Source organism: Prauserella shujinwangii (genome assembly GCF_003001955.1).
Lineage (GTDB): Bacteria > Actinomycetota > Actinomycetes > Mycobacteriales > Pseudonocardiaceae > Qaidamihabitans > Qaidamihabitans shujinwangii.
Map to the genome: position 1 here is coordinate 15210 of NZ_PVNH01000013.1, position 21848 is coordinate 37057.

Here is a 21848-nt window from a genome sequence, read left to right on the forward strand (position 1 = left end):
CTACCGCTCCAGCAGCGCCGTCATCTCCGTGACCTCCTGGCGCTGGCGGTCGGCGATCTCCCGCGCGTGGATCGAGGCCAGGGAGTCGTTGCCGTCCCGTAGCTGCGCCTCGGCGATCTCCACGGCTCCCTGGTGGTGCTCGATCATCGTGCGCAGCCACAGTTCGTCGAACTCGGCCGCTGTGGCCTGCTGGAGTTCCTGGAACGTCTCCTCGGTCATCAGGTGCGAGTGGTCGTGCTCGCCCGAGGCGCCGCCCGGCGTGACCGTCTCGCCCCACATGGTCAGCAACGCCATCAGCTGCTTCGTCTCGGGATCCTGGACCGACGTGATCCGCCGCGCGAGATCCTGGATCGCGGGGTCGGCCGTGCGCTCGAGGGCGAGTTCGGCGGCCACCACCGCCTGCTCGTGGTGCGGGACCATCTCCTGCGCGAAGGCGACGTCGCTGCGGTTGTGGTCGTCGCCGTTCGGCGCGCTGGTGGCTGTGGCCGGGGCGGGCCCCGTCGAGGGGGCGGGTTCCGCGTCGCCCGACGTGCCGCATCCGGCCGCGAGCCCGAGGGTGAGGATCAGCGCACCACCGGCGATGTGCTTCCGCCTCGGCATGGGGCCTCCTGTCGGACGTCGGGCGAAGGCTTGACCTTGTCCCTCGGGGAGGACCCATTGTGCTCGACGTGGAGGAACTGCTGACGATCGGGGAGTTCTCGGCCAGGTCCGGGCTGTCCCCGAAGATGCTCCGGGCCTATGCCGCCGCCGGGCTGCTCACACCGGCCGCCGTCGATCGCTCGAACGGCTACCGGTATTACGCACCGGCCCAGGTGCCCGAGGCCGAGCTCATCGCCGTACTGCGGCGGGGCGGGGTCGCCCTGGCCGACATCGCCGCGTTTCTCCGCGACCCCACGCCCGCCAGGGTGGCGGCGTGGGAGCGGGCGCTGGACGCCGAGTACCGCTCACGCCGGGAGGCGCTGACCGAGGTCCGCGCCCGGATGACGCCCGGCACCGCCGCGCCACCGATCACCCGGACAGTCCAGGAGAAGGGACCTGTGATGACGAACCTGACCGCCGCGACCGCGACCGACACCGGCACCGTGCGGCCCGAGAACCAGGACCGTGTGCTGGCCGAGGACGCGATCTTCGCCGTGGCTGACGGCTTCGGCGAGCAAGGCCGCGCCGCGAGCCGCCTCGCGGTGGACACGATGCGAGCGGCCCTGACCGGCGACCGCACCCGCGAGACGCTGGCCGACGCCGTTCGCCAGGCCAACCGCGCCGTGTGGCGGGAGGGTGGCGAGGCGCCGGCCTCGGGAACCACCCTGCTCGCCCTGGTCGCCGTCGCCGGCGGTGGGCTCGTCGCGGCGAACGTCGGGGACTCCCGCGGCTACCGCCTGCGCGGGCAGCAGCTCACCCGCGTCACCGCCGACCACAGCGTGGCTGCGGACCTGGTCCGGGCCGGCGAGCTGACCGAGCGGGACGCGCGGAACCACCCGCGGCGCAGCCTCCTCACCCGCGCCGTCGGCGTCGGCCCTGAGGTGGCGGCCGACCTCGTCGAGATCGTCCCTCAGCCCGGGGACCGGCTGCTGCTGTGCACCGACGGTCTGTTCAACGAGCTGGAGGACGACCGGATCGCCGAGGTGCTCCGTTCGGCGGCGGACCCGGAGGACGCCGCGTCGGAGCTGACCCGGCTGGCCGCGAGCCACGGCGGCGGCGACAACATCTCAGCCGTGGTCATCGACGTGGGGGTGCGATGACGAGGCGCGAAACAGCGCCGTCCAGAGGAACCTCTCCCCGAAGCACGGCGACTCGGCGGGTTCGTCGTGCATCCGGCGCAGCTCCAGCTCCGTGAGGTCGGCGAAGATCCACCGGAGCTCCTCCGGCGTGTACGCGAGGCCACCCCGCAGGGAGCCTTCCCGGTACAGCTCGGCATCGGGCAGCTCGGAACCCATCTCCCCGGCCGCGAAACAGGCGAGCCCGAACAGCCCGCCGGGGGCCAGCACCCGGTCGAGCAGTGCCCGATAGCTCACCCTCCGGTGCGGCGGCAGATGGTGGAAGCAACCGGAGTCGTACACCAGGTCGTAGCGGCCGGTGAACTCCGCGTCGACGATGTCGGCGCGGCGGAAGCGCACCTCGACGCCCGCCTCCTGGGCGCGGTCCTCGGCCCACGCCAGGGCGGTCGGGGAGAGATCGACGGCGTCCACCTCGAAACCGTGCCGCGCGAGATGGACGGCGTTGCGGCCGGGCCCGCACCCGAGGTCGAGCACGCGCCCCGTCGTGATCAACCCCCGCTCGAGATAGGACACCAGGTTCTCGTCCGGTTTGGCCACGAAGAACGGGACCTGCCTCGACCGGTCGCCGTAGAAGGCGTCCCAGCGGTCGGCCTGCGGCGGAAACAGGCCGTCCAGCAACCTCAGCACGTCGTCCACCGTGCGCACGGAACGGTCCACGCGGTTCCTTCCCGGAAACTAGCGGCACCGCCGCAGCACGGACCGGATCGTGTCCGCCTCGGCCTGGTCCGCGGTCAGGCCGTAGGTGTGTTTGATGCGCACCCAGCGGGCGACGTAGCCGCACCGGTCGCGGTCGGGCAGCCATTCGGCGGGGTCCTGGTCGCCCTTCTGCCGGTTGCTCGTGGCGGTGACGGCGACCAGTACGTCCGGGTCGTTGGCGAAGGCCCGCCGCCGCTCCTCGGGCCAGCGGCGGGCACCCGACCGCGCCGCCTCGGCCAGCGGCACGATGTGGTCGATGTCCAGGTCACCGGGGTCGGTCACGGTCACGCCGTCGTAGCCGCTGAACCAGGTGCCCGACAGCGCGCAGTCATGCCCGACACGGACCCGCCGCCCCTGCTCCCGGAGCACTCGTCGCGCACGTCGCAGCCGTCGCCCACAGACGTCCAGTGCGGCCAGTCGTCCCGGTCGTAGTGCGCGCCGGTGTCCTCGGGGGCCACCCGCAGCTCGGGCAGGGCCGCCACGTCGACGGTGGCCGGTGCCGACGCGGGGTGGGCGGACAGGCCGGGCAACGCGCAGCCCGCGAGCGCGGGCCCGGCAACGGTGAGCGCGAGGGCGGCGACACCTCGACGCACGCGGAGTCCGGTCACACGATCCCTTCCGGCCGGGCTGAGCGGGCGAGCCGATCATGCCATCCGCGTCCGACACCACCGTCGCGGAACCCGGATGAACCGGGCGTCGTTGTCGCGTCGTGGGCACTCTGTTCGCGATGTCGATCCCGGGACTCGTCCTGCTGCTGTTCGTGCTCGCGGCGCTCGAGCTGGCCGCGAGCAAGTTCGACTGGATCCCCTGGCGACGTGGCAGGAAACGGAGGATGGCGACCGGCCTCGCGGCGGAGGAGCTCTTCTCGTTCCTCTACGCCACCAAGCGCGCCGAGCTGGACCAGCGCGACACCGAACTGGTGATGCCCCAGCTCGAGGAGGACGGCGCCCCGCCCCGCAACAGGATCGACCTCGACCACGGCACCGCCGTGCTCGACCTCTCCGGCCGGGAGCGCGGCAGCTAGGAGCTGTTTAAGAACGGGCCCTGGTGTCTGGGTATAGCGAGGTCTCCGGTAGATGGATCAACGACCAAGAAGATCAGCATCTATCCGGAGACCTCGGTGGGAAGCGTATCGGTGGGCGCGCGCAAAGACTTGACGGACCGGCAGTGGCAGGTGTTGCAGCGTGTGTTGCCGCCTCGTTCTGGGGTGGGACGTCGCCCGAAGTGGACGTGGCGTCAGTTGCTGGACGGGATCCGGTGGCGGGTACGAGTTGGTGCTCCCTGGCGGGACGTGCCGGAACGGTACGGGCACTGGCAGTCGATCTATCAGTTGTTCCGTCGCTGGCAACGGGAGGGCGTGTGGTCCTGGATTCTCACGATGCTGTGGGCATGGGCCGACCGGGCAGGGCTGATCGACTGGCAGGTGTCGGTGGATTCCACGATCAATCGGGCCCACCAGCACGCGTCCGGGGCCCGCCGCCGACCCGATGAGCAGGTCGAACCGCCCGGCGACGAGCCGGGCGACCACGCGCTCGGTCGGTCCCGGGGCGGGTTCACCACGAAGATCCACCTGGCCTGCGAACAAGGACGCAAACCGTTGTCACTGGTGATCACCGCCGGTCAACGCGGTGAGAGCCCTCAGATGACCGGCGTGCTGGACGCGATCCGGGTGCCCCGGCCCGGACCTGGACGAGCGCGCACACGCCCACGGCGCGTGCTGGCCGACAAGGCCTACTCTTCCCGCTCGAACCGGGCCTACCTGCGCAAACGCGGGATCGCGGCCACGATCCCGACCCCCAAAGATCAAACTGCCCACCGCCGCGCCCGCGGATCAGCCGGTGGCCGCCCACCCGCCTTCGACCCCCACCACTACCGGCAACGCCACGCCGTCGAATGCGGCATCAACCAGCTCAAACACCACCGCGCCATCGCCAGCCGCTACGACAAACTCGCCGTCCGCTACGAAGCCACCCTCCACGTCGCCACCATCGACATCTGGCTACACAACCTCACCAAGACCAATTCCTAAACAACTCCTAGTGGGAGGCGGGGTTGAGCCACAGGATGGTTCGGTCGGCGTCGGCCGGATGGCGGGCACCCGGGTGCGAGCCCGGGCGCCCGTGGCGAGTTCGGTCAGCTCTCGGTGGGTTCGAGCAGGATCAGCGGCACCTCGCGGTTGCCGGCCTCGACGGCCCGGGCGCGAAAGTCGGCGAAAACGGGTAGAGCTCGTCGGTGTAGGCCAGCCAGTTCTCCCGCTCCGCGCCTTCGGCTACCCGGGCGGTCATCAGCCGGCGATCGGGACCGTCCTGCAGTTGCACCGTCGGGTGCGCCACGAGGTTGTGGAACCAGCTCGGATTGCGAGCCTGGCCGCCGGCCGCCGCGCCGATGGCGTAGACGCCGTCACGCTCGATGCGCATCAGGGCGACCTTGCGCAGCTTGCCCGAACGGGCGCCGCGCATGGTCACCACGACCACGGGGCCACCCTCCGTCGTCGCGCATTCGCGGCCGTCGGTGCGCTCGTAGAGCTCGACCTGGTCGCGGGTCGTCGCGTCGGCACTGGGGACGTACTCACCGTCGAGCAGATCCGTTGTCATGTCAGGGAATTCCTTTCATTGGGGGGTGGCGTTTCACGCGCGGCCGTGGATGTCGCAGCCAGAACCGGCGGGACGGTGGAGCCGAACACGTTCACCGGCTTCAGCCGGTTACCTGGATCACGGTCTTCCCGATGGTCCGGCCGCTCTCGGCGAGGGCGTGCGCCGTCTTCATGGTCTCGGCGGTCAGGCCCTCGAGCGTGGTGGTGACGATCGGGCGCAGCCGGCCCGCCGCGACGTCGTCCGCCGCCCGGGCGAGGATCCGGCCTTGGCTGCCGACGTCGCCGCCGGCCACGATCTTGCTGAACACCATCTCGCTGTGCAGCGACAGTGACTTTCCGGTGAGGGCCCCCGGGTCGAAGGGGCCGGCGAGGTCGATGGAGGCCAGGTGACCGAAGGGGCGCAGCACCTCGACGATCACCCCCAGGTGACCGCTGGTGCCCGAGGTCGAGAACACCAGGTCGACGTGGTCGATCCCCGCCGCGTGGAGCTGTCCGGCCAGGTCGCCGCGGTGATCGACGACCAGGTCGGCGCCCATCGCCGTCGCCCACTTCCGTGACTCAGGCCGCGAGGCCGTGCTGATCACGAATGCCGGCGTCGTGGCCTTGAGCAGTTGCGTGGCCATCGACCCGACGCCGCCGGCTCCGCCGATGACGAGCACGCGGCCGACACCGGGCAGCAACGCATCCTGGTCGCGAAACAGCGATTCCCAGGCCGTGAGGACGCCGATGGGCAGCGATGCGGCGTCGGTGAACGCGAGCCGGTCCGGGATCTTGGCAACCACCCGGTGGTCGACCGCGACGCGCTCGGCCCAGCTGCCGTCGCGGGTGAAGTCGCCGGTTCCCATCACCCGGTCCCCGACCGCGAACCCGGTGGCCGCGGGCCCGGCCGCGGCGACGACCCCGGCGAACTCCCAGCCGAGGATGACCCGCCCGCCGGGCTCGGCGCTGCGCGTCTGCCGGATCGCGGCTTCACCCGGGTTGATGCCGATCGCACGGACTTCGATCAGCAGGTCACCGTCGCGTAGCCGAGGTTCGGCGACCTCGGCCAGGGTGATGGCGAACGTGTCGAGCGCGTGCGCTTTCTCGTAGGCGAGAGCCTTCATGGCTTCATTCCTGCCTCAGGGCGTGCAGTGCCGAGAGCGGGCCGCCGATCTGCATCAGGCGGCCGCCATCGCGCAGCGATCCGGCGTCGACCGGCGCGAATCCGATGCCGTCGGCGACGGTGTGGAAATCCGCCTTGGCGGCCTCGTCGTCACCGGCGTAGAACAGCAGCTGCCGCCCTTCCGTGTGCCGGGGATCGGCGGCGATGTACTGGGCGTAGAGGGTGTTGAAGGCCTTGACCACGCGCGCGCCCGGTGCGCGCTCCGCGACGAACTCGCTCGCCGTCTCGACCTCGAGGTCGGCGACGGTGTTGGTGGTGTCGACCAGGATGCGGCCGTCCCACTCGGGCAGCCCGGCCAGCGCGTCACCGACCTGTGGCCACATCACGGTGAGGAAGACCATGTCGGCGGTGGCCGCTTCGTCGGCCGTGCCTGCGCTCGCGAGCGGCCCCAGCCGGGTCACGACGTCGAGCAGCGTGTCCGGGCCGCGGCTGTTGCTGAGCGTTACCTTGTGGCCGGCCGTCACGAGGTGGCCGGCGATGGCCTGCGCGACCGTCCCGGCGCCGATGGTTCCGAAGTTCATGACTGTCCCTTCAGTCTTCGATGACGTCCGCCATCATAATTTATGATTGTAGACGTCATCATTAACTGTCAAGCCTGGACTCCTCCGCGCACTCTCGTTTTGATGATGAGTACCATCGCGAGAGACGAGCTCGCCGGGAAGGTGGTCGACGTGCCCCGCATCACGCAAGAGCAGAAGCGGCTCAACCACGAGAAGATCGTCAACGCGGCCGGTGCGGGATTCCGGCTGCGCGGCATCGACGGCATCGGCATCGAGGAGCTGATGAAGTCGGCAGGCATGACGCACGGCGGGTTTTACAACCACTTCGCCTCGAAGGACGACCTTGCTCTCGAAGTCCTCCACCAGGGCTTCGCCGACTCGCTCGAGGCGCTCGACGCCATCCGCGAAGCGCATCCCCGCTCGGCGCGCGCGGCCCTGCACGACATGGTCGACGGGTACGTCAACGCCGAGCACCGCGACCACCCCGAGATCGGCTGCGCCTCGGCCGCCCTCGTCTCCGACGTCGGCCGCCACGGCGCCGCCGCCCAGGCCGAATACCGGCGCGGGCTTGACGGCTACTTCGCCACCATCACCGACATGCTGCTCGACCGCGCACGCCAATCCGGCACCGAACTCACTCCCGCCGAAGCCCGCGAGCACGCGGTGGCGCTGTTCAGCCAGATGGTCGGCGCGCTGGTCCTCTCCCGGGCGATCGCGGACGCTGCCCCGGACCTGTCGGACGAGGTGCTGACGGTCAATCGGCGGCGGCTCAAGAAGCTGTGACCGCCGTCGTTCCGGCCACCCCGACGGAGCGAGTCCGGCGTCGAGCAGCCCCGCATGGCGCCGTCGGCGTGTCAACAGTCATGACAGATGTTGCCTGGACAACTACCGCGACCGTGGAATCGGGCACGGGGCAGCCGGGCCGCCGTGCCGCTTCGCCTGGGCCGGGCGGCCTGCCGAATATCGCAGGATCGAGTACGTGCACTGTACCAGCAGGAACTGCTGTGACGGACCATCATGTCCGTCACCTCACCGCGACAACTGCCACCAGATGAGGATGCGCCCCCGAGCCATGCTGGATGTCTGGAATCGGCCCGTCGCCGAGCTCGTCACCACGCCCGCCCTGCCCCCGAATCTCCATGCTTTCCGACGAGTTTCCCCAGATCGCCATCCAGGCAGATCCGAATAGATGCTGATCTACTTGGTCGTTGATCCATCTACCGGCGACCTCGCTATACCCAGACACCAGGGCCCGTTCTTAAACAGCTCCTAGCGGACCCTCCGCTCGCGGTGACGCGGAACGGCCCCGCCGCCCGTGGCCGGCGAGGCCGTTCCGACGTCCCGTGCTCAGCGCAGCGAACCGAAGAACGTCCTGAGGTCGTCGACCAGCAGGTCGGGCGCCTGGTGGGCGGTGTAGTGGCCACCGCGTTCGAGCTCGCTCCAGTGGACGAGGTTCTTGTGGTCGCGCTCGGCGAACCGCCGGATGGTCTGGAAGTCGCCCGGCGCCATGGCGAGGCCGATCGGCACGGTCGTCGGCTCGGCGGGCTGCTCGGCCTTGTCGTTCTCGTAGTAGAAGCGGGCGGCGGACGCGGCGGTGCGGGTGAACCAGTACACGCTCACGTTGTCGAGCACGAAATCCGCGTCCACCGCGTCGCCGAACAGCTGCCCGTTCCACGCCAGCTGCCCGACGGGCGAGTCCTGCAGCGCGAACGCCAGCGTCTGCGGCTGCTGTGCCTGCAGGGTGTTGAAGGCACCCATCTTCTCCCAGAACCACTGGAGGTGCTCCAGCGCGGCGGTCTCCTGCTCGGTGAGGTCCCGCATCTCCGCGGGGTCCCCGGTGGGGAAGGAGAAGATCTGCGTCACGTGCACACCCACGACGTGCTCGGGGTCCGCCCGGCCGACTTCGGGGGAGATCATCGACCCGCCGTCGTTGCCCACCGCGCCGTAGCGGGTGTACCCGAGCCGTCGCATGAGCTCGGCCCACGCCCTGGCGACGCGGTGGACGTTCCAGCCCTTGTCCCTTGTGGGGCCGGAGAACCCGAACCCGGGCACCGACGGGATCACGACGTGGAACGCCTGCGCCGGGTCGCCGCCGTGGGCGCGCGGGTCGGTGAGCGGGCCGATCACGTCGAGGTACTCCACGAACGATCCCGGCCAGCCGTGCGTGAGGATCAGCGGCAGCGCGTCCGGCTCGGGGGAGCGGACGTGCAGGAAGTGCACGTTCTGGCCGTCGATCTCGGTGGTGAACTGCGGGAAGGAGTTGACGCGCCGCTCGAACGCGCGCCAGTCGTAGCCGTCCGCCCAGCGCTCGGCGAGCTTGCGCACGTACTCGGTGGTCACGCCGTAGTCGGCGCCCGCGCCGGGCAGCTCGTCCGGGAAGCGGGTACGGCCGATCCGGTCGGTGAGGTCGTCCAGATCGGCCTGCGGGATGTCGATGCGGAAGGGGCGGATGCCGGTGTTGTTCGTCATGGCCACAACGCTAGGAGTGCTTTAGGCACGGTTCGTTCCTAATGGTCGGGCAGAATCGGAAAAATGTTGGAGACCTCGGCGCGCCTGCTCCGCCTGCTGTCCCTGCTGCAGACCCCGCGCGAGTGGCGTGGCACGGAACTGGCGGAGCGGCTGTCCGTCTCACCCCGGACGGTGCGCAATGACATCGAACGCCTGCGCAACCTGGGCTATCCGGTCCACGCGACACGCGGTGCGGCGGGCGGCTACCGGCTGGAGGCCGGAGCGCAGCTGCCGCCGCTGCTGCTGGACGACGAGGAGGCCGTCGCCGTCGCGGTGGGCCTGCGCACGGCCGCGGGCGGCACGATCGCCGGGATCGAGGAGACGTCGCTGCGGGCGCTCGCGAAACTCGAACGGGTGCTCCCGTCCCGGCTGCGGCACCGGGTCAACGCGCTGCAGAGCTACACGGTGACGGTGCCGCGCGACGACGGCGGGCCCACCGTCGATCCGGCGGTGTTCACCGCGCTGGTCACCGCGGCCAGGGACCACGAGCGGCTCCGCTTCGACTATGCGGGGCACGGCGGCGCGGAGTCGGTGCGCACGGTGGAGCCGCACCGGCTGGTGAACTGGGGCCGCCGCTGGTACCTCGTGGCCTGGGACCTCGACCGGGCGGACTGGCGGACGTTCCGGGTCGACCGGCTCCGGCCACGGATCCCGACCGGTCCCCGGTTCATCCCGCGCGAACCGCCCGGTGGTGACGCGGCGGCGTACGTCTCGCGGGGCGTGTCCTCCGCCGCGTGGCGCCTCCGGGCCCGCGTGCTGGTGCACGCCCCCGCGCCCGTCGTCGCCGAGCGGATCTCCCCCGCGGTGGGGGTGGTGGAGGCCGTCGACGAACACCGCTGCGTGCTGGACACGGGCGCCGACTCGGTGGAGACGCTCGGCGTCCACCTGGGCATGCTGGGCGCACGGTTCGAGGTGACCGAACCCGCCGAACTGGTTGCCCACCTGCGCGAACTCGCCGACCGCTACGCCGCGGCCGTGCCCCCGGCCGGGCGACTTTAGCGGGCAGAACGCGGTCGGCGGCCGGCCGCCGACCGCGTTCTGCCCGCAGAATGCGGCGCGCGGTCAGCGGCGCGCGGAGCCGGGGCGGGACATCCGCCGGTGCACGGCGGCCATGATCGAGTCGGGGGCCACCCGGGCCACCGCGGCCTGCACCCGGTTGCGCCGTGCGCCCGCGACGACCTGCTCCCTGCCCTCGATCGTCGCCTCGTAGCCCTGGCGTGCGACGAGCGAAGCCGGGTCCTTCTCGCCCGCGCCGATCTTCGTGTCCTGCATGCCCGCCCGCTCGAAGAACTCCGTGTCGGTCGGGCCGGGCAGCAGCGCGGTCACCGTCACGCCCGTGCCGCGCAGCTCGTCGCGCAGCGCCTCCGAGAACGACGTCAGGAACGCCTTCGTCGCCGCGTACACCGACTGGTACGGGCCCGGCATCAGACCCGCCACCGAGGACGTGAACAGCACCCGTCCGGCGTGCTGGCGCACCATGCCCGGCAGGATCCGCCTGGCCAGGTGCAGCGCCGACCGCACGTTGAGGTCCAGCACCCGCAGGTGGTCCTCCAGTTCGGTCTCCACGAAAGCCCCGTTCGCGCCGACCCCCGCGTTGAGCACGAGGGCGTTCACCGGGCGGTTCACCTCCGAGACCCGGCGCACCAGCTCCTCGACGCCGTCGTAGGTCGCCAGGTCGGTCCGCACGGCCTCGGTCGTCACGCCGTACGACTCCAGCTCGCGCCGCGCGTCCTCCAGCTCCGCGTCCTCCGCGGACACGACGAGGTCGAACCCGTGCTCCGCGAACTGCTTGGCCAGTTCGAGCCCGATCCCGCTGGAGGCGCCCGTGACCACGGCCAGCGGGCGAGTCGTCGATTCCGTCATGGCAGCTCCTGCTCCGGTCGTGGTGAGGTCCGCTGCCCGGATACCCGGCTCGGCGGCGTCGAACCGGCCTCGTGCCGCCGCCCGGGCAACGCGAGCGCGAGCAGCGCCACCACGGTGAGGATCGCGGCGATCCCGGCGAACGCGCGGCCGTAACCCGCCGCCAGCGCCGCGCGGTCGCCACCACCGCCCGCGAGCGCGGCGAGCGCCGCGAGCCCCACCGCGCCGCCCACCTGCTTGGCGGTGTTCAGCACGCCGGACGCCGCCCCGGCCGCCTCCCGGGGCACACCGGACGTCACCATCGCCGTGACCGGGGTGGTCAGCAGACCGCTGCCGAGCGAGATCAGCACGGCGGGCCCGAGCATCGCCCCGACATAGCCGTCGGCCGGCGTTCCCCGGCTCTGCCACAGGAAACCCACCGCCGCGACGACCGCTCCGGCCGCGATCAGCGTGCGGCAGGCCACGCACCGCATCAGCCTGGGCGTGAGCCACATGCCCACCGCCATCGTGAGCAGGGTGTGCGGGAGGAAGCCGAGACCCGCCCGCAGCGGCCCGTACTCGAGCACCCGCTGCATGAACAGCGTGAGGAAGAACCACATCGGGTTGAAGCACATCCCCGCCAGCAGCAGCACGACGTTGCCGAGGGACACCGTCCGCGCCCGGAACAGGGCAGGCGGCAGCAGCGGCGCCCGCGCCAGGCGGAGCTCCACGACCACGAAGGCGGCCAGCGCGCCGAGCCCGCCCAGCAGCGACCAGCCCGTCACCGGATCGGCCAGCCCGTGCTCGTGCGTCCGGGCGACGCCATAGGTGAGCAGCGCGAACCCCGCGGTCGCCGTCACGGCGCCCGCGACGTCGAGCCCCCGCTCCGCCGCCGGACGGTGCCCGTCCCGGCCGAGCAGCCGCCGCGCCAGCGGAATGGCGACCACGGCCAGCGGCACGTTCACCAGCAGGATCCACCGCCACGACAGGTACTCGGTGAGCACCCCACCGACGAGGCTGCCCGCCGCGCCACCGGCGATGCCGACCGCCGTCCACGCCGCGAGCGCCCGCGTGCGCCGCGTGCCTTCCGGGAACGTCGTGGTCAGCACGGTCAACGTGGCCGGAGCCAGCACCGCGGCGCCGAGCCCCTGCACGGCGCGCGCGGCCACGAGCGTTCCCGGCGTCGTCGCCAGCCCACCGACGAGGCTGGCCGCGGCGAACACGCCGAGCCCCGCGACGAACACCCGGCCCCGGCCGTACAGGTCGGCCAGCCGCCCGCCGAGCAGCAGGAAGCCGGCGAACGCGAGGGCGTACGCGGTGACCACCCACTGCAGGCCGACCTGGTCGAAACCGAGCGCGACCCGCACGGCGGGCAGCGCGACGTTCACGACGGAGAGATCCAGCACCACCATGAACTGCGCCGTGCACGCCAGCGCCAGCACCGCCCTCTTCATGATACGTGTGTACCATAAAGGGGTGCCGAAGATCGTCGACCATGCCTGGCGGCGGGCGGAGATCGCCGACGCCCTCGTCCGGCTCGCCGCGCGGGAGGGCCTGCACGCGGTGACGATGCGCTCGGTCGCCGCCGAGGCGGGGATCTCACTGCGGCTGGTGCAGTACTACTTCCACAGCAAGGCGCAGCTCATGAGCGCGACGCTGGACCACCTGGAGCGGCGCGGCCACGAGCGCTGGGCCGCCCGGCTCGCCCACCTGCCGGCCCCGCCGCCCGCCCGCGCGTTCGTCGAGGCGCTGCTGGCCGAGGCCCTGCCCACCGACGAAGCCAGCCGCGCCTTCCACCTGGTGTGGACGTCCTACGCGGTGCTGGCGATGACCGATCCCGAGCTGGCCGAGCAGCCGTTCGTCGAGGGACCCAACCGGCTGGAACGGCAGCTCACCGAGGTCCTCGACCAGGCGCGAACGGACGGGGAACTGGCCGCCGGTCTGGATCCGGCAGCGGAGGCCGCCCGGCTGCTCGCCCTCCACCACGGCCTCGGCACCGGCGTCCTCGTCGGGCAGCGCACCGCCGAATCCGCGGCCGGGGTATTGCGCTACCACCTCGACCGGCTCTTCGCCACCCCGGGCGACGAGTGTGTGATCCACACTCCGGGGTAACCGCGTTCCGATGCGAACGCGGCTGCTCAACCTCCTGCTCAGTGTCCTGACCGGATCCGCCGTGCTCGCGCCCGGCGCGCCCGCCGCCGAGCCGAGACTGCTGCTGGACGCGAACTTCCCCGATCCGGACGTCAACCGGTTCGGCTCGCACTACTACGGCTACGCGACCGGCACCAGGGACACCAGGGCGCCGGTGGCCACCGCGCCGTCCCCGGCAGGCCCGTGGCGCGCACGCGGGGACGCCCTGCCGGAGCGGCCCGCCTGGATGGCACGGAAGAGCGGTATCTGGGCGCCCGACGTCGTCCGCCGCGCCGACGGCGACTACCTGATGTACTTCAGCGGGGCGCGCGGCGCGGACGGCACCATGTGCATCGGCGCCGCGGTGGCCGGGTCGCCGCTCGGCCCGTTCCGTCCCGTCGGCCGGAAACCGGTGGTGTGTGACCCCCGGGACGACGGGAACATCGACCCGGCCGCGTTCACCACCGCCGACGGCCGCCGCTTCCTGCTCTACAAGGCGAACGGGCACGAAGGCGAGCCCGCGATCCTCTACCTGCAGCGGGTCGGTCCCGGCGGGATCCGGCCGGTGGGGGACCGCGTCGAGCTACTGCGGGCCGACCATCCCGACGAGCACGGCATCGTCGAGGCGCCGACCCTGGTGCGGCTGCCCTCGCGGTACGTCCTGTTCTACTCGGCCGATCACTTCACCAGCCCCGGCTACCGCACCACCTACGCGACCGCGCCGGCGCTGACCGGGCCGTACACGAAGAGCGGCGCACCGTTCATCTCCCGCCGCGTGCTCGGCGCGAACGTCGACGGTCCCGGCTCGGCCGACGTACTCCCCGGCCCCGGCGGCACGCACGCGTTCTTCCACGCGTGGCGCGGCCCCGATCGCGGATACCGCGCGCTGTACACCGTCGAGATGCACTTCGACAACGGCAGGCCCGTGCTCGGCGGCTCGTGAGCGCGGAAGGTCCCGCTCACGAGGAGCGCAACCGGGGTGCGATCGCCTCGGGCCGAGGGGGCTGCCGACGGCTGGGCAGGCACGTCGCCAGCTGCTCGGCCCACTCCCGCAGCCCGGCGACGTCGATGCCGTGCGGCGGGGCGCTCGCGTAGGGGCCGATGTTCTCGGCGCCCCGGCGCAGCAGGGACGCCGCGCCACCCGGGTTGCCGCGCGCCGCGTGCGTGACGCCGACGGCCAGCTGCGCCAGCCCCCGCCACAGCGCGCGCTCGTCCTCCGGTCCCGACTTCCAGGCGTCCTCCAGCACCTCGTGGGCGTGGAACGGCTTGCCGTCGTCCAGTAGCCGCTGTGCCTCCCGCAGCGCCTCGCCGGGGGCGCGGACCACGCCCTCCGGCTGCCGCTCGACGCCCTCCGCGCCGTAGGGCAGGGGCCTGCCGAGCCCGTCGCGCGGCCGGGCGTTGCGGGCGCGGCCCTCCTCGTCTCGGTCCCGATCAGCCACGTCCCGAGTCTCGCACGCCCTACTCGCCGGTCTTGCCCTCCGTGGCCTCGGAAGCCCTCTTCGACGGCGGCTCCGGTTCCGCCGTATGCGGCTTGGCCTTGCCGGTGAGCGTGATGTGCCCCTCGTCCTGCATCCGCTCGACCATGTGCGGGTAGTGCAGCTCGAACGCGGGCCGTTCCGACCGGATCCGGGGCAGCTCGGTGAAGTTGTGCCGCGGCGGCGGGCACGAGGTGGCCCACTCCAGCGAGTTGCCGTAACCCCACGGGTCGTCGGCCTCGACCGGGTCGCCGAAGCGGTAGCTGCGCACGACGTTCCACAGGAACGGCAGCATCGACAGCCCCAGGACGAATGCGCCGACGGTGGACACCGTGTTCAGCGCGGTGAAGCCGTCGCCGGGCAGGTAGTCGGCGTACCGGCGGGGCATGCCCTCGTCGCCGAGCCAGTGCTGGACGAGGAACGTCAGGTGGAACCCGATGAAGGTGAGCCAGAAGTGCAGCTTGCCCAGTGGCTCGTCCATCATCCGGCCGGTGAACTTGGGGAACCAGAAGTAGATCCCGGCGAACGTGGCGAACACGATCGTGCCGAACAACACGTAGTGGAAGTGCGCCACCACGAAGTAGCTGTCGGTGACGTGGAAGTCCAGCGGTGGCGACGCCAGGATGATCCCCGTCAGCCCGCCGAGCAGGAACGTCACCAGGAAGCCGACCGACCACAGCATCGGCGACTCGAAGCTGATCTGTCCCTTCCACATCGTGCCGATCCAGTTGAAGAACTTGATCCCGGTCGGCACCGCGATGAGGAAGGTCATGAACGCGAAGAACGACATGAGGATCGCCCCGGTGGCGAACATGTGGTGCGCCCACACCGCCGCCGACAGCGCGGTGATCCCCATGGTCGCGAACACCATCAGCCGGTAACCGAACAGCGGTTTGCGGCTGAACACCGGGATGATCTCGGTGATGATGCCGAAGAAGGGCAGCGCCACGATGTAGACCTCGGGATGCCCGAAGAACCAGAACAGGTGCTGCCACAGGATCGCCCCGCCGTTCTCCGGGTCGAACACGTGCGCCCCGAGCTGCCGGTCGGCCATCAGGCCCAGCAGCGCCGCGGTGAGGATGGGGAACGCGATGAGGATCAGCACACTGGTGAACAGGATGTTCCAGGTGAAGATCGGCATCCGCCACATCGTCATGCCGGGGCAGCGCAGGCACACGATCGTGGTGATCATGTTGACCGCGCCGAGGATCGTGCCCAGCCCCGACACCACCAGCCCCATGATCCACAGCTCGCCCGCGATGCCCACCGAGTACTCGGCCCTGGACAGCGGCGTGTACGCCGTCCAGCCGAAGTCGGCTCCACCCGCGGGGGTCAGGAACGAGCTCAGCACGATCGTGCCGCCGAACAGGAACAACCAGTACGACAGCGCGTTCAGCCGGGGAAACGCGACATCGGGCGACCCGATCTGCAGCGGCAGCACCAGGTTGGCGAACGCGAACAGCACGGGCGTCGCGTACAGCAGCAGCATGATCGTGCCGTGCATGGTGAACAGCTGGTTGTACTGCTCGTTCGAGAGGAACTGCAGTCCCGGCGCCGCCAGCTCACCGCGCATCAGCAGCGCCAGCAGGCCGCCGATCATGAAGAACGCCAGTGAGGTGCTCAGGTAGAGCATCCCGATCTTCTTGTGATCGGTGGTCTTCAGGTACGAAAGCAGTACCTGGCCGCGCTTTCCCCGGTGCGGGGCCGGGTGCTGGATTCGGGTCGGCCGCAGGCCGATCTGGGTGTCCAAGTCGCGCACCTCCGCCCGAGTGGTGCCCTGTCCCGCATCACGGTAGACCCAGGGGCGGACCTGCGCATCCCTTGGTTACTACTGCTGGTAGGACTCGACCTCGCTGACCGGGCGCGGCTCCTCCGTGTCCGGGTCCTCGCCGAACTCCGCGCGGGCGCGCCGCCGCCGCAACAGATCCCAGCACTGGTCGAGCTGCTCCTCAAGCGAGCGCAGCCGGGCCCGGTCGCGCTCGCTCAGGCCCTTGCCGGTCGCCCGCCCCCGCAGCTCGTGCTCCTCGGCGATCAGCGCGTCGATCCGGGCGATCATCTCTTCCGAGCCAGCCCCGTCGGCCATCGCTTCGACTCCTTTCGTCCGGCACCGGCCACGGTACGCGCGGGAATGCGGATCGGCCGTCCGTCGTTGCCCCGGTATGAGCACAGTCGAGCTGACCACCGACAACTTCGACCAGATCGTGGCGGACAACGAGTTCGTCCTCATCGACTTCTGGGCGGACTGGTGCGGCCCGTGCCGCCAGTTCGCACCCACCTACGAGCGAGTGTCGGAGAATCACTCGGACGTGGTGTTCTCGAAGGTGGACACCGAGGCGCAGCCGCAGCTGGCGGCGGCGTTCGACATCAAGTCCATCCCCACCGTCGCCGTGATCCGCGACCGGGTGCTCCTCTACGCCGAGCCCGGCGCCCTGCCCGAGGACGCGCTCGAGGACCTCATCCGGCAGGTGCGGGAGCTGGACATGAACGAGGTCAAGGCCGCCGCCGAGCAGCAGGAGCAGGGGGAGTGACCGCGCTCAGCGGTCCCTGCCCGGCGCGAGCGAGCGGGAGATCCCGCGCGCGGCCGCCTGCACCAGCGGAGCCAGCGTGATGGGCGCCGCGGTGTCCGCCCGCACGACGAGCGACACCGCGGCGATCACCTCGTCCCCGGGGCCCCGGATCGGCGCGGCCACCGACAGGGCGTCGAGCGTCACCTGCCCGTCGCTGACCGCGTAGCCGTTCCGCCGCACGGCCGCCAGCACCTCCCGCAGCCGGTCCGGCTCGGTGACCGTCTTCGCCGTGTACGCCTGCAGCGGCGCGGCCAGCGCCCGTTCCTGCACCTCCGCGGGGGCGTGCGCGAGCAGCACCAGACCGACCCCGGTGGCGTGCAGCGCGAACCGGCCACCGACCCTGGTCAGCACCGGCACCGCCCGCCTGCCCGCGATCCGCTCCACGAACACCAGCTCCAGCCCCTCCCGCACGGCGAGCTGGACGTTCTCGTGCGTCACCTCGTAGAGGTCCTCGAGGAACGGCATCGCCACGTCCCGCAGCCGCAGCCCGCGCGGGGCCAGCGAGGCGACCTCCCACAGCCGCAGCCCGATGCGGTAACGCCCGTCCGCGCCGCGTTCCAGCGCGCCCCACTCGACGAGCTCGGCCGCTCGCCGGTGCGCCGTCGGCAGCGAGATGCCCGCCCTGCGGGCGAGTTCACTCAGGGTGAGCTGCGGGGTGGCCGGGGTGAACGCCTCGAGCATGGCGAGGACCTTGGCCGTCACCGACCGCGTGTCCCGGGCCACTGTGCCCACCCGAACTCCTACAACTCGAGAACCAGCCGCGGGCCGCACGAACGCGACACGCAGATCATCATCGTCTCACCGGCGGCCCGCTCCTCGTCGGTGAGCAGCGAGTCGCGGTGGTCGGGCACTCCGGCGCGCACCTCCGTCTCACACGTGCCGCACGTGCCCTCCCGGCACGACGAGAGCACCGGCACCCCGGCGTCCTCGACGACCTCAAGGATCGACCTCCCCGGCGGAACGGGCAACGTCCGCCCCGAAACGGCCAGCTCCACCTCGAACGCCACCCGCGGTCCCGCGTCCGCATCCGCCTTCGGAGCGAACCGCTCGACGTGCAGCGCCCCCGGACCCCACGCAACGCACCGCTGTTCCACCGCCGCGAGCAGCGGCTCCGGCCCGCAGCAGTACACGGCCGTGCCCGGGTGCGGGGTGCCGAGCACCTCGTCGAGCGGCAGCGGACCGCACTCGTCCAGTGGGTGCAGGCGCACCCGGTCGCCGTACTCGGCCGCGAGCGCGTCCGCGAACGCCATCGACGACCGGCTCCGGCCCCCGTACACCAGCAGCCAGTCGGCGCCTCTCGCCTCGGCCTCGGCGACCATGGGCACGATCGGCGTGATCCCAATGCCACCCGCGAGGAACAGGTAGCGCGCCGACGCTTCCAGCGGAAAGTGGTTCCGCGGGCCGCGCACCCGCACGGTGTCGCCCTCGGCGAGCCGGTCGTGCACGAACGCCGACCCGCCCCGCCCCTCCGGTTCGCGCAGCACCGCCACCGTGTACGCGCCGGTGTCCGCCGGGTCGCCACACAGCGAGTACTGCCGCTCCAGCCCCTCGGCCAGCAGCAGGTCGAGATGCGCACCGGGAGCCCACGCGGGCAGGGGGCCGCCGTCCGGGGCGCGTAACGTCAGGCACACCACCCCGTCGGCCACCGGCTCCCGGTGTGCCAGCACGAGCTCGCGCTCCTCCATCGCGCCTCCTTCACGCACCGGCGGGGTGCCGCTCGGGATGCGCGAGCAGCCAGTCCCACAGCTCGACGGGGTCGTCCGACTCGTGCTCGGCGCCGCAGTGGCAGACGCCGAGCAGCCGGTCGGTGCCCAGTACCCAGTGGATGCGGTACACGGAGTCGCCGCGCAGCATCGGGACGCGGTCGGTCACGACCGCACCGCCACCGGCCGCGCCGCGGCGCCCCGCTCGCCGCGTTCGATCATGCGCTTGAGGAACCGGCGCGCGGCCAGCCCGCCGGTGTCGATGTTGATGCTGAGTTCCTGGTAACCGTCGCGCTCGCCCTCGATCACCCGCTCGAGAATGTTCAGCGCCGTGACGTCCTGCAGCACCACCGTGCGGTTGCTCTCCGCCAGGAACGCCGACACCTCCTCGTCGTCGAGGGCGAAGTCCCTCGCCACCGCCCAGAAGTCGTGCGTGCTGTGCTCGGTCTCCGGCGTGATGGCGTAGACCACCTCCACGTGGAACGCGTCGGGGTCGGTGCCGTCGTCGTTCGGCAGCACACCCACCGGCGCGATCCGGCTGTGCAGCAGGTAGAGGCACGGCGGGTGGTACTCGATGTCCTGCCACCGCGTGATGCGCCCCTCGATACCCGTCGACCTGGCGTAGAACGAGGGGCATTCCGCGTCGGCCATGTGCCTGCTGACGTAGATGACCTCGTTCTCCTCGTCGACCTCCGTCGTGATCGGCGTGTTCGCCACCTCCGGCGTGCCGATGTAGCCGCCGTGCAGGTACGTCTCGTGGGACAGGTCCATGAGGTTGTCCACCAGCAGGCTGTACCGCGCGGCGAGTGGCTCCATTCCGGACACCGTGGTGTAGGCCGGATCGGCCAGCCACGGCGCGCGCGGGATCAGCGCCGGGTCGGCCTCGTCCCGGTCGCCGATCCACACCCAGACGAAGGAGTCCTGCTCGACGACGGGATAGCTCGGCACCCGGGCGGTGCGCGGGACGCGGGACTGGCCGGGCACGAACACGCACGAACCGGACCGGTCGTAGGTGAAGCCATGGTAGCCGCAGACGATCGTGTCGCCGTCCAACCTGCTCTCCGACAGCGGGTACCTGCGATGTACGCAGCGGTCGGCCAGGGCGACCGCAGCGCCGGACTCCGTGCGGTAGAACACGATCGGCTCACCGAGGATCGTGCGGCCGAGCAGTTCCCGGCCGACCTCGCGGCTGTACGCCGCGACGTACCACTGGTTACGGGCAAAGGTCGCCGTTGTCGTCATCGACGTCGCTCCTTGGCATGCGTGGTGGGAAACCGCGCTGACTGTGCGCGGCGGCGACCGGGCCCGGCCACGGCCGTTTTCAGTCCCTGAAAGACTTTGTCCGTTCCGTTCGCCGGAACGCGCCGCGAGCGTTTTCCGCGCCGGGTTGTCATCGTGACGCGCCATGACAGGACCCAAGCCGACAGAGTCGGCACAGCAGACTCCGTTCCTGGGGGCCGAAGGCACCGGCAGGCCGTACCGAGCACTGTGGGCGGCGCTGCTGCTGGGCTGGGTCGTCAGCTACGCGGACCGCACGCTGACCGGGCCCGTGGTGAGCTGGATGCTCGCCAACGAGGTCGGCTTCATCGGCCAGGCCAACGACCCGCGCGCGCTCGGCGGGCTCGTCGGCTCGCTGTTCTTCACCGGCTACATGCTCACCCAGTACCCGGGCGGCAGGCTCGGCGACCGGTTCGGCCACCGCGAGATGATCGTGCTCTCGCTGCTGTGGGCCGGTGTCATGACGGCGCTGTCCGGCATCGTGGTGGGGCTCATCGCGTTCGTCGCCGCGCGCGTGCTCACCGGCCTCGGTGAGGGCGTCTTCTACTCCAACGACCGGACGCTGATCCTCAACAACACCCCGCCGAGGCGGCGCACGCTCGGCCTCGGCGTGGTGATCTCCGGACTGTCGATCGGTCTCACCATCGGCATCATCTGCACCCCGCTGCTCATCGAATGGGGCACCGCACTCGGGTTCGGCGACGGCGCCTGGCGCATGCCGTTCCTGGTCTTCGCGGTCGTCTCGGTCGCCGTCGCGCTCGGCTGCTGGTGGTTCTTCCACCACCACCTCGGCGGCAGGCTGCACCTCGGACCGCCGCTGGTGCGCCTGCTCGGCGTCTCCGCGCCCCTGCTCGCCGCCGTGCTGCTGCTGTTCGTGGTCGCCGACGAGCTGCGGTGGCCCACCTGGGGCACGGCGATCGGTTCCGGGGTGCTCGCCGTCCTCGTCATCGGCATCATCGTGACGAGGCTGCGGCGGACCCCCGAGGCCGCGAGCCTGCTCGGCCGCGACATCGTCATCATCTACATCGCCTACATCGCGATCCTGTGGAACCTGTGGTTCTTCAGCTTCTGGTCGGTGGAGATCGTGCGCGAGGCGGCGAACAGTTCGCTGCTGGCGGCGGCACTCACGGCGGCGTTCAACGCCGGTGCCGGCATCCTCGGTTTCCCCGCGGGTGGCTGGCTCGCCGACTGGGCACTGCGCCGCGGCTACGGCCGCAAGCCGCTGCTGGTGGCGTTCACCATGATCTACTCGGTGCTGGTCTTCACGTTCGCGCTGTCGATCGGCGCGGGGGAGCGGCCCTCACTGCTGCTGCTCGGCACGATCCTGTTCTGCTCCGGGCTGTTCTTCAACGCGCTGCAGCCGATCGCGCAGGGGATCACCGGCGACCTCGTGCCCGCCGCGCAGCGCGGCGCCGCGTTCGGCATGCTCAACCTGGTGTCCGAGATCGGAGCCGTCGCCAGCCCCGTGGTCAGCGGCGTGCTGCGGGACGCCACGGGCAGCTGGGCCGTGGGTACCTGGGTCGCGGGCGGCATCATGCTCGCCTCCGGCCTGCTGTACCTGCTCGTGCGTGAACGGCGACCGCAGCTGGCCTGAATGTCCACACGGGAACGGTCCGCTTCGC

Annotated in this window: 26 protein-coding genes; 9 read left to right on the top strand and 17 right to left on the bottom strand. The window is 71.2% G+C overall.

Annotation, left to right across the window (positions count from 1 at the left end; all coding sequences use genetic code 11):
* Positions 1–600: a DUF305 domain-containing protein gene (locus B0I33_RS26930; RefSeq protein ID WP_106181790.1), complete on the bottom strand. Its 600-nt coding sequence runs from the start codon at positions 598–600 to the stop codon at positions 1–3.
* Positions 601–668: 68 nt separating this feature from the next.
* Between B0I33_RS26930 and B0I33_RS26935 the strand changes: the two genes are divergently transcribed.
* On the top strand, positions 669–1739 hold the full coding sequence (locus tag B0I33_RS26935) for a MerR family transcriptional regulator (protein ID WP_146147569.1): 1071 nt from the start codon (positions 669–671) through the stop codon (positions 1737–1739).
* Here the strand turns inward: B0I33_RS26935 and B0I33_RS26940 are convergent.
* Genes B0I33_RS26940 through B0I33_RS30605 form a run of 3 tightly spaced genes read right to left on the bottom strand, consistent with a single transcriptional unit; the run spans position 1707 to position 3079 of the window.
* A complete protein-coding gene (locus tag B0I33_RS26940) occupies positions 1707–2432 on the bottom strand; it encodes an SAM-dependent methyltransferase (protein ID WP_106181793.1) in 726 nt (241 codons plus the stop codon). The genes B0I33_RS26935 and B0I33_RS26940 overlap by 33 nt on opposite strands.
* An 18-nt stretch (positions 2433–2450) precedes the next feature.
* Positions 2451–2759, bottom strand: a complete 309-nt coding sequence (locus B0I33_RS30600; protein ID WP_245901117.1) for an HNH endonuclease family protein — start codon at positions 2757–2759, stop codon at positions 2451–2453.
* Positions 2756–3079 (bottom strand): hypothetical protein, encoded by a 324-nt coding sequence (locus tag B0I33_RS30605; RefSeq protein ID WP_245901119.1) that lies wholly within the window; start codon positions 3077–3079, stop codon positions 2756–2758. The genes B0I33_RS30600 and B0I33_RS30605 overlap by 4 nt, the downstream gene beginning before the upstream one ends.
* Before the next feature lie 119 nt (positions 3080–3198).
* Here B0I33_RS30605 and B0I33_RS30095 point away from each other — a divergent pair, with 119 nt between their 5' ends.
* Positions 3199–3495 carry a DUF6191 domain-containing protein gene (locus B0I33_RS30095; protein ID WP_181193467.1) on the top strand — a complete coding sequence of 99 codons (297 nt, stop codon included), beginning with the start codon at positions 3199–3201 and terminating at the stop codon, positions 3493–3495.
* 96 nt (positions 3496–3591) lie between these two features.
* Positions 3592–4500, top strand: coding sequence for an IS5 family transposase (locus B0I33_RS26955; protein ID WP_106181797.1), 909 nt, complete (start codon positions 3592–3594; stop codon positions 4498–4500).
* A 130-nt stretch (positions 4501–4630) separates the two neighbouring features.
* Here the strand turns inward: B0I33_RS26955 and B0I33_RS26960 are convergent, their stop codons facing one another.
* From B0I33_RS26960 to B0I33_RS26970, 3 genes are all read right to left on the bottom strand, one after another.
* A complete protein-coding gene (locus B0I33_RS26960; protein ID WP_245901122.1) occupies positions 4631–5065 on the bottom strand; it encodes a nitroreductase/quinone reductase family protein in 435 nt (144 codons plus the stop codon).
* A gap of 100 nt (positions 5066–5165) precedes the next feature.
* Complete coding sequence (locus B0I33_RS26965) at positions 5166–6167, bottom strand: zinc-binding alcohol dehydrogenase family protein (RefSeq protein WP_106181798.1); 1002 nt, start codon at positions 6165–6167, stop codon at positions 5166–5168.
* A 4-nt stretch (positions 6168–6171) separates the two neighbouring features.
* Complete coding sequence (locus B0I33_RS26970) at positions 6172–6747, bottom strand: NADPH-dependent F420 reductase (protein WP_106181800.1); 576 nt, start codon at positions 6745–6747, stop codon at positions 6172–6174.
* Between the two features lie 150 nt (positions 6748–6897).
* On the opposite strand from B0I33_RS26970, the gene B0I33_RS26975 reads away from it, so the two are divergent.
* Complete coding sequence (locus B0I33_RS26975; RefSeq protein ID WP_245901123.1) at positions 6898–7509, top strand: TetR/AcrR family transcriptional regulator; 612 nt, start codon at positions 6898–6900, stop codon at positions 7507–7509.
* A gap of 564 nt (positions 7510–8073) precedes the next feature.
* On the opposite strand, the gene B0I33_RS26980 is transcribed toward B0I33_RS26975, so the two are convergent.
* Positions 8074–9195, bottom strand: coding sequence for an epoxide hydrolase family protein (locus tag B0I33_RS26980; RefSeq protein ID WP_106181802.1), 1122 nt, complete (start codon positions 9193–9195; stop codon positions 8074–8076).
* Between the two features lie 63 nt (positions 9196–9258).
* On the opposite strand from B0I33_RS26980, the gene B0I33_RS26985 reads away from it, so the two are divergent.
* Entirely contained in the window at positions 9259–10233 is a 975-nt protein-coding gene (locus tag B0I33_RS26985) for a helix-turn-helix transcriptional regulator (RefSeq protein ID WP_106181804.1), read from the top strand.
* A 63-nt stretch (positions 10234–10296) separates the two neighbouring features.
* Here the strand turns inward: B0I33_RS26985 and B0I33_RS26990 are convergent, their stop codons facing one another.
* The gene (locus tag B0I33_RS26990) at positions 10297–11097 is read right to left on the bottom strand and encodes an SDR family NAD(P)-dependent oxidoreductase (protein ID WP_106181805.1); all 801 of its coding nucleotides are present in this window, start codon (positions 11095–11097) and stop codon (positions 10297–10299) included.
* Positions 11094–12527: an MFS transporter gene (locus tag B0I33_RS26995; RefSeq protein ID WP_106181807.1), complete on the bottom strand. Its 1434-nt coding sequence runs from the start codon at positions 12525–12527 to the stop codon at positions 11094–11096. The genes B0I33_RS26990 and B0I33_RS26995 overlap by 4 nt, the downstream gene beginning before the upstream one ends.
* 22 nt (positions 12528–12549) lie before the next feature.
* On the opposite strand from B0I33_RS26995, the gene B0I33_RS27000 reads away from it, so the two are divergent.
* Both B0I33_RS27000 and B0I33_RS27005 read left to right on the top strand, forming a co-directional pair.
* Positions 12550–13185: a TetR/AcrR family transcriptional regulator gene (locus B0I33_RS27000; RefSeq protein ID WP_106181809.1), complete on the top strand. Its 636-nt coding sequence runs from the start codon at positions 12550–12552 to the stop codon at positions 13183–13185.
* 10 nt (positions 13186–13195) lie between these two features.
* The gene (locus B0I33_RS27005) at positions 13196–14146 is read left to right on the top strand and encodes a glycoside hydrolase family 43 protein (protein ID WP_106181811.1); all 951 of its coding nucleotides are present in this window, start codon (positions 13196–13198) and stop codon (positions 14144–14146) included.
* A 16-nt stretch (positions 14147–14162) separates the two neighbouring features.
* On the opposite strand, the gene B0I33_RS27010 is transcribed toward B0I33_RS27005, so the two are convergent.
* The 3 genes from B0I33_RS27010 to B0I33_RS27020 form a co-directional block, all read right to left on the bottom strand.
* Positions 14163–14642: a DUF309 domain-containing protein gene (locus B0I33_RS27010; protein WP_106181812.1), complete on the bottom strand. Its 480-nt coding sequence runs from the start codon at positions 14640–14642 to the stop codon at positions 14163–14165.
* A gap of 19 nt (positions 14643–14661) precedes the next feature.
* Entirely contained in the window at positions 14662–16428 is a 1767-nt protein-coding gene (gene ctaD / locus B0I33_RS27015; RefSeq protein WP_106181814.1) for an aa3-type cytochrome oxidase subunit I, read from the bottom strand.
* 78 nt (positions 16429–16506) lie between these two features.
* Positions 16507–16761 carry a DUF2630 family protein gene (locus B0I33_RS27020; RefSeq protein WP_106181816.1) on the bottom strand — a complete coding sequence of 85 codons (255 nt, stop codon included), beginning with the start codon at positions 16759–16761 and terminating at the stop codon, positions 16507–16509.
* 76 nt (positions 16762–16837) lie between these two features.
* On the opposite strand from B0I33_RS27020, the gene B0I33_RS27025 reads away from it, so the two are divergent.
* Positions 16838–17206, top strand: a complete 369-nt coding sequence (locus B0I33_RS27025; RefSeq protein WP_106181817.1) for a thioredoxin family protein — start codon at positions 16838–16840, stop codon at positions 17204–17206.
* A 6-nt stretch (positions 17207–17212) separates the two neighbouring features.
* Here the strand turns inward: B0I33_RS27025 and B0I33_RS27030 are convergent, their stop codons facing one another.
* The 4 genes from B0I33_RS27030 to B0I33_RS27045 are packed head-to-tail and all read right to left on the bottom strand — an operon-like array spanning position 17213 to position 20190.
* A complete protein-coding gene (locus tag B0I33_RS27030) occupies positions 17213–17977 on the bottom strand; it encodes an IclR family transcriptional regulator (RefSeq protein ID WP_425440527.1) in 765 nt (254 codons plus the stop codon).
* Positions 17978–17985: 8 nt separating this feature from the next.
* Positions 17986–18930, bottom strand: a complete 945-nt coding sequence (locus tag B0I33_RS27035; RefSeq protein WP_106181821.1) for a PDR/VanB family oxidoreductase — start codon at positions 18928–18930, stop codon at positions 17986–17988.
* 10 nt (positions 18931–18940) lie between these two features.
* Positions 18941–19117: a hypothetical protein gene (locus tag B0I33_RS27040; RefSeq protein WP_181193480.1), complete on the bottom strand. Its 177-nt coding sequence runs from the start codon at positions 19115–19117 to the stop codon at positions 18941–18943.
* Positions 19114–20190 carry an aromatic ring-hydroxylating dioxygenase subunit alpha gene (locus B0I33_RS27045; protein ID WP_106181822.1) on the bottom strand — a complete coding sequence of 359 codons (1077 nt, stop codon included), beginning with the start codon at positions 20188–20190 and terminating at the stop codon, positions 19114–19116. Before B0I33_RS27045 ends, B0I33_RS27040 begins: the two co-directional genes overlap by 4 nt.
* A 163-nt stretch (positions 20191–20353) precedes the next feature.
* Between B0I33_RS27045 and B0I33_RS27050 the strand changes: the two genes are divergently transcribed.
* The gene (locus tag B0I33_RS27050) at positions 20354–21820 is read left to right on the top strand and encodes an MFS transporter (RefSeq protein WP_106181824.1); all 1467 of its coding nucleotides are present in this window, start codon (positions 20354–20356) and stop codon (positions 21818–21820) included.
* Positions 21821–21848: the final 28 nt, after the last annotated feature.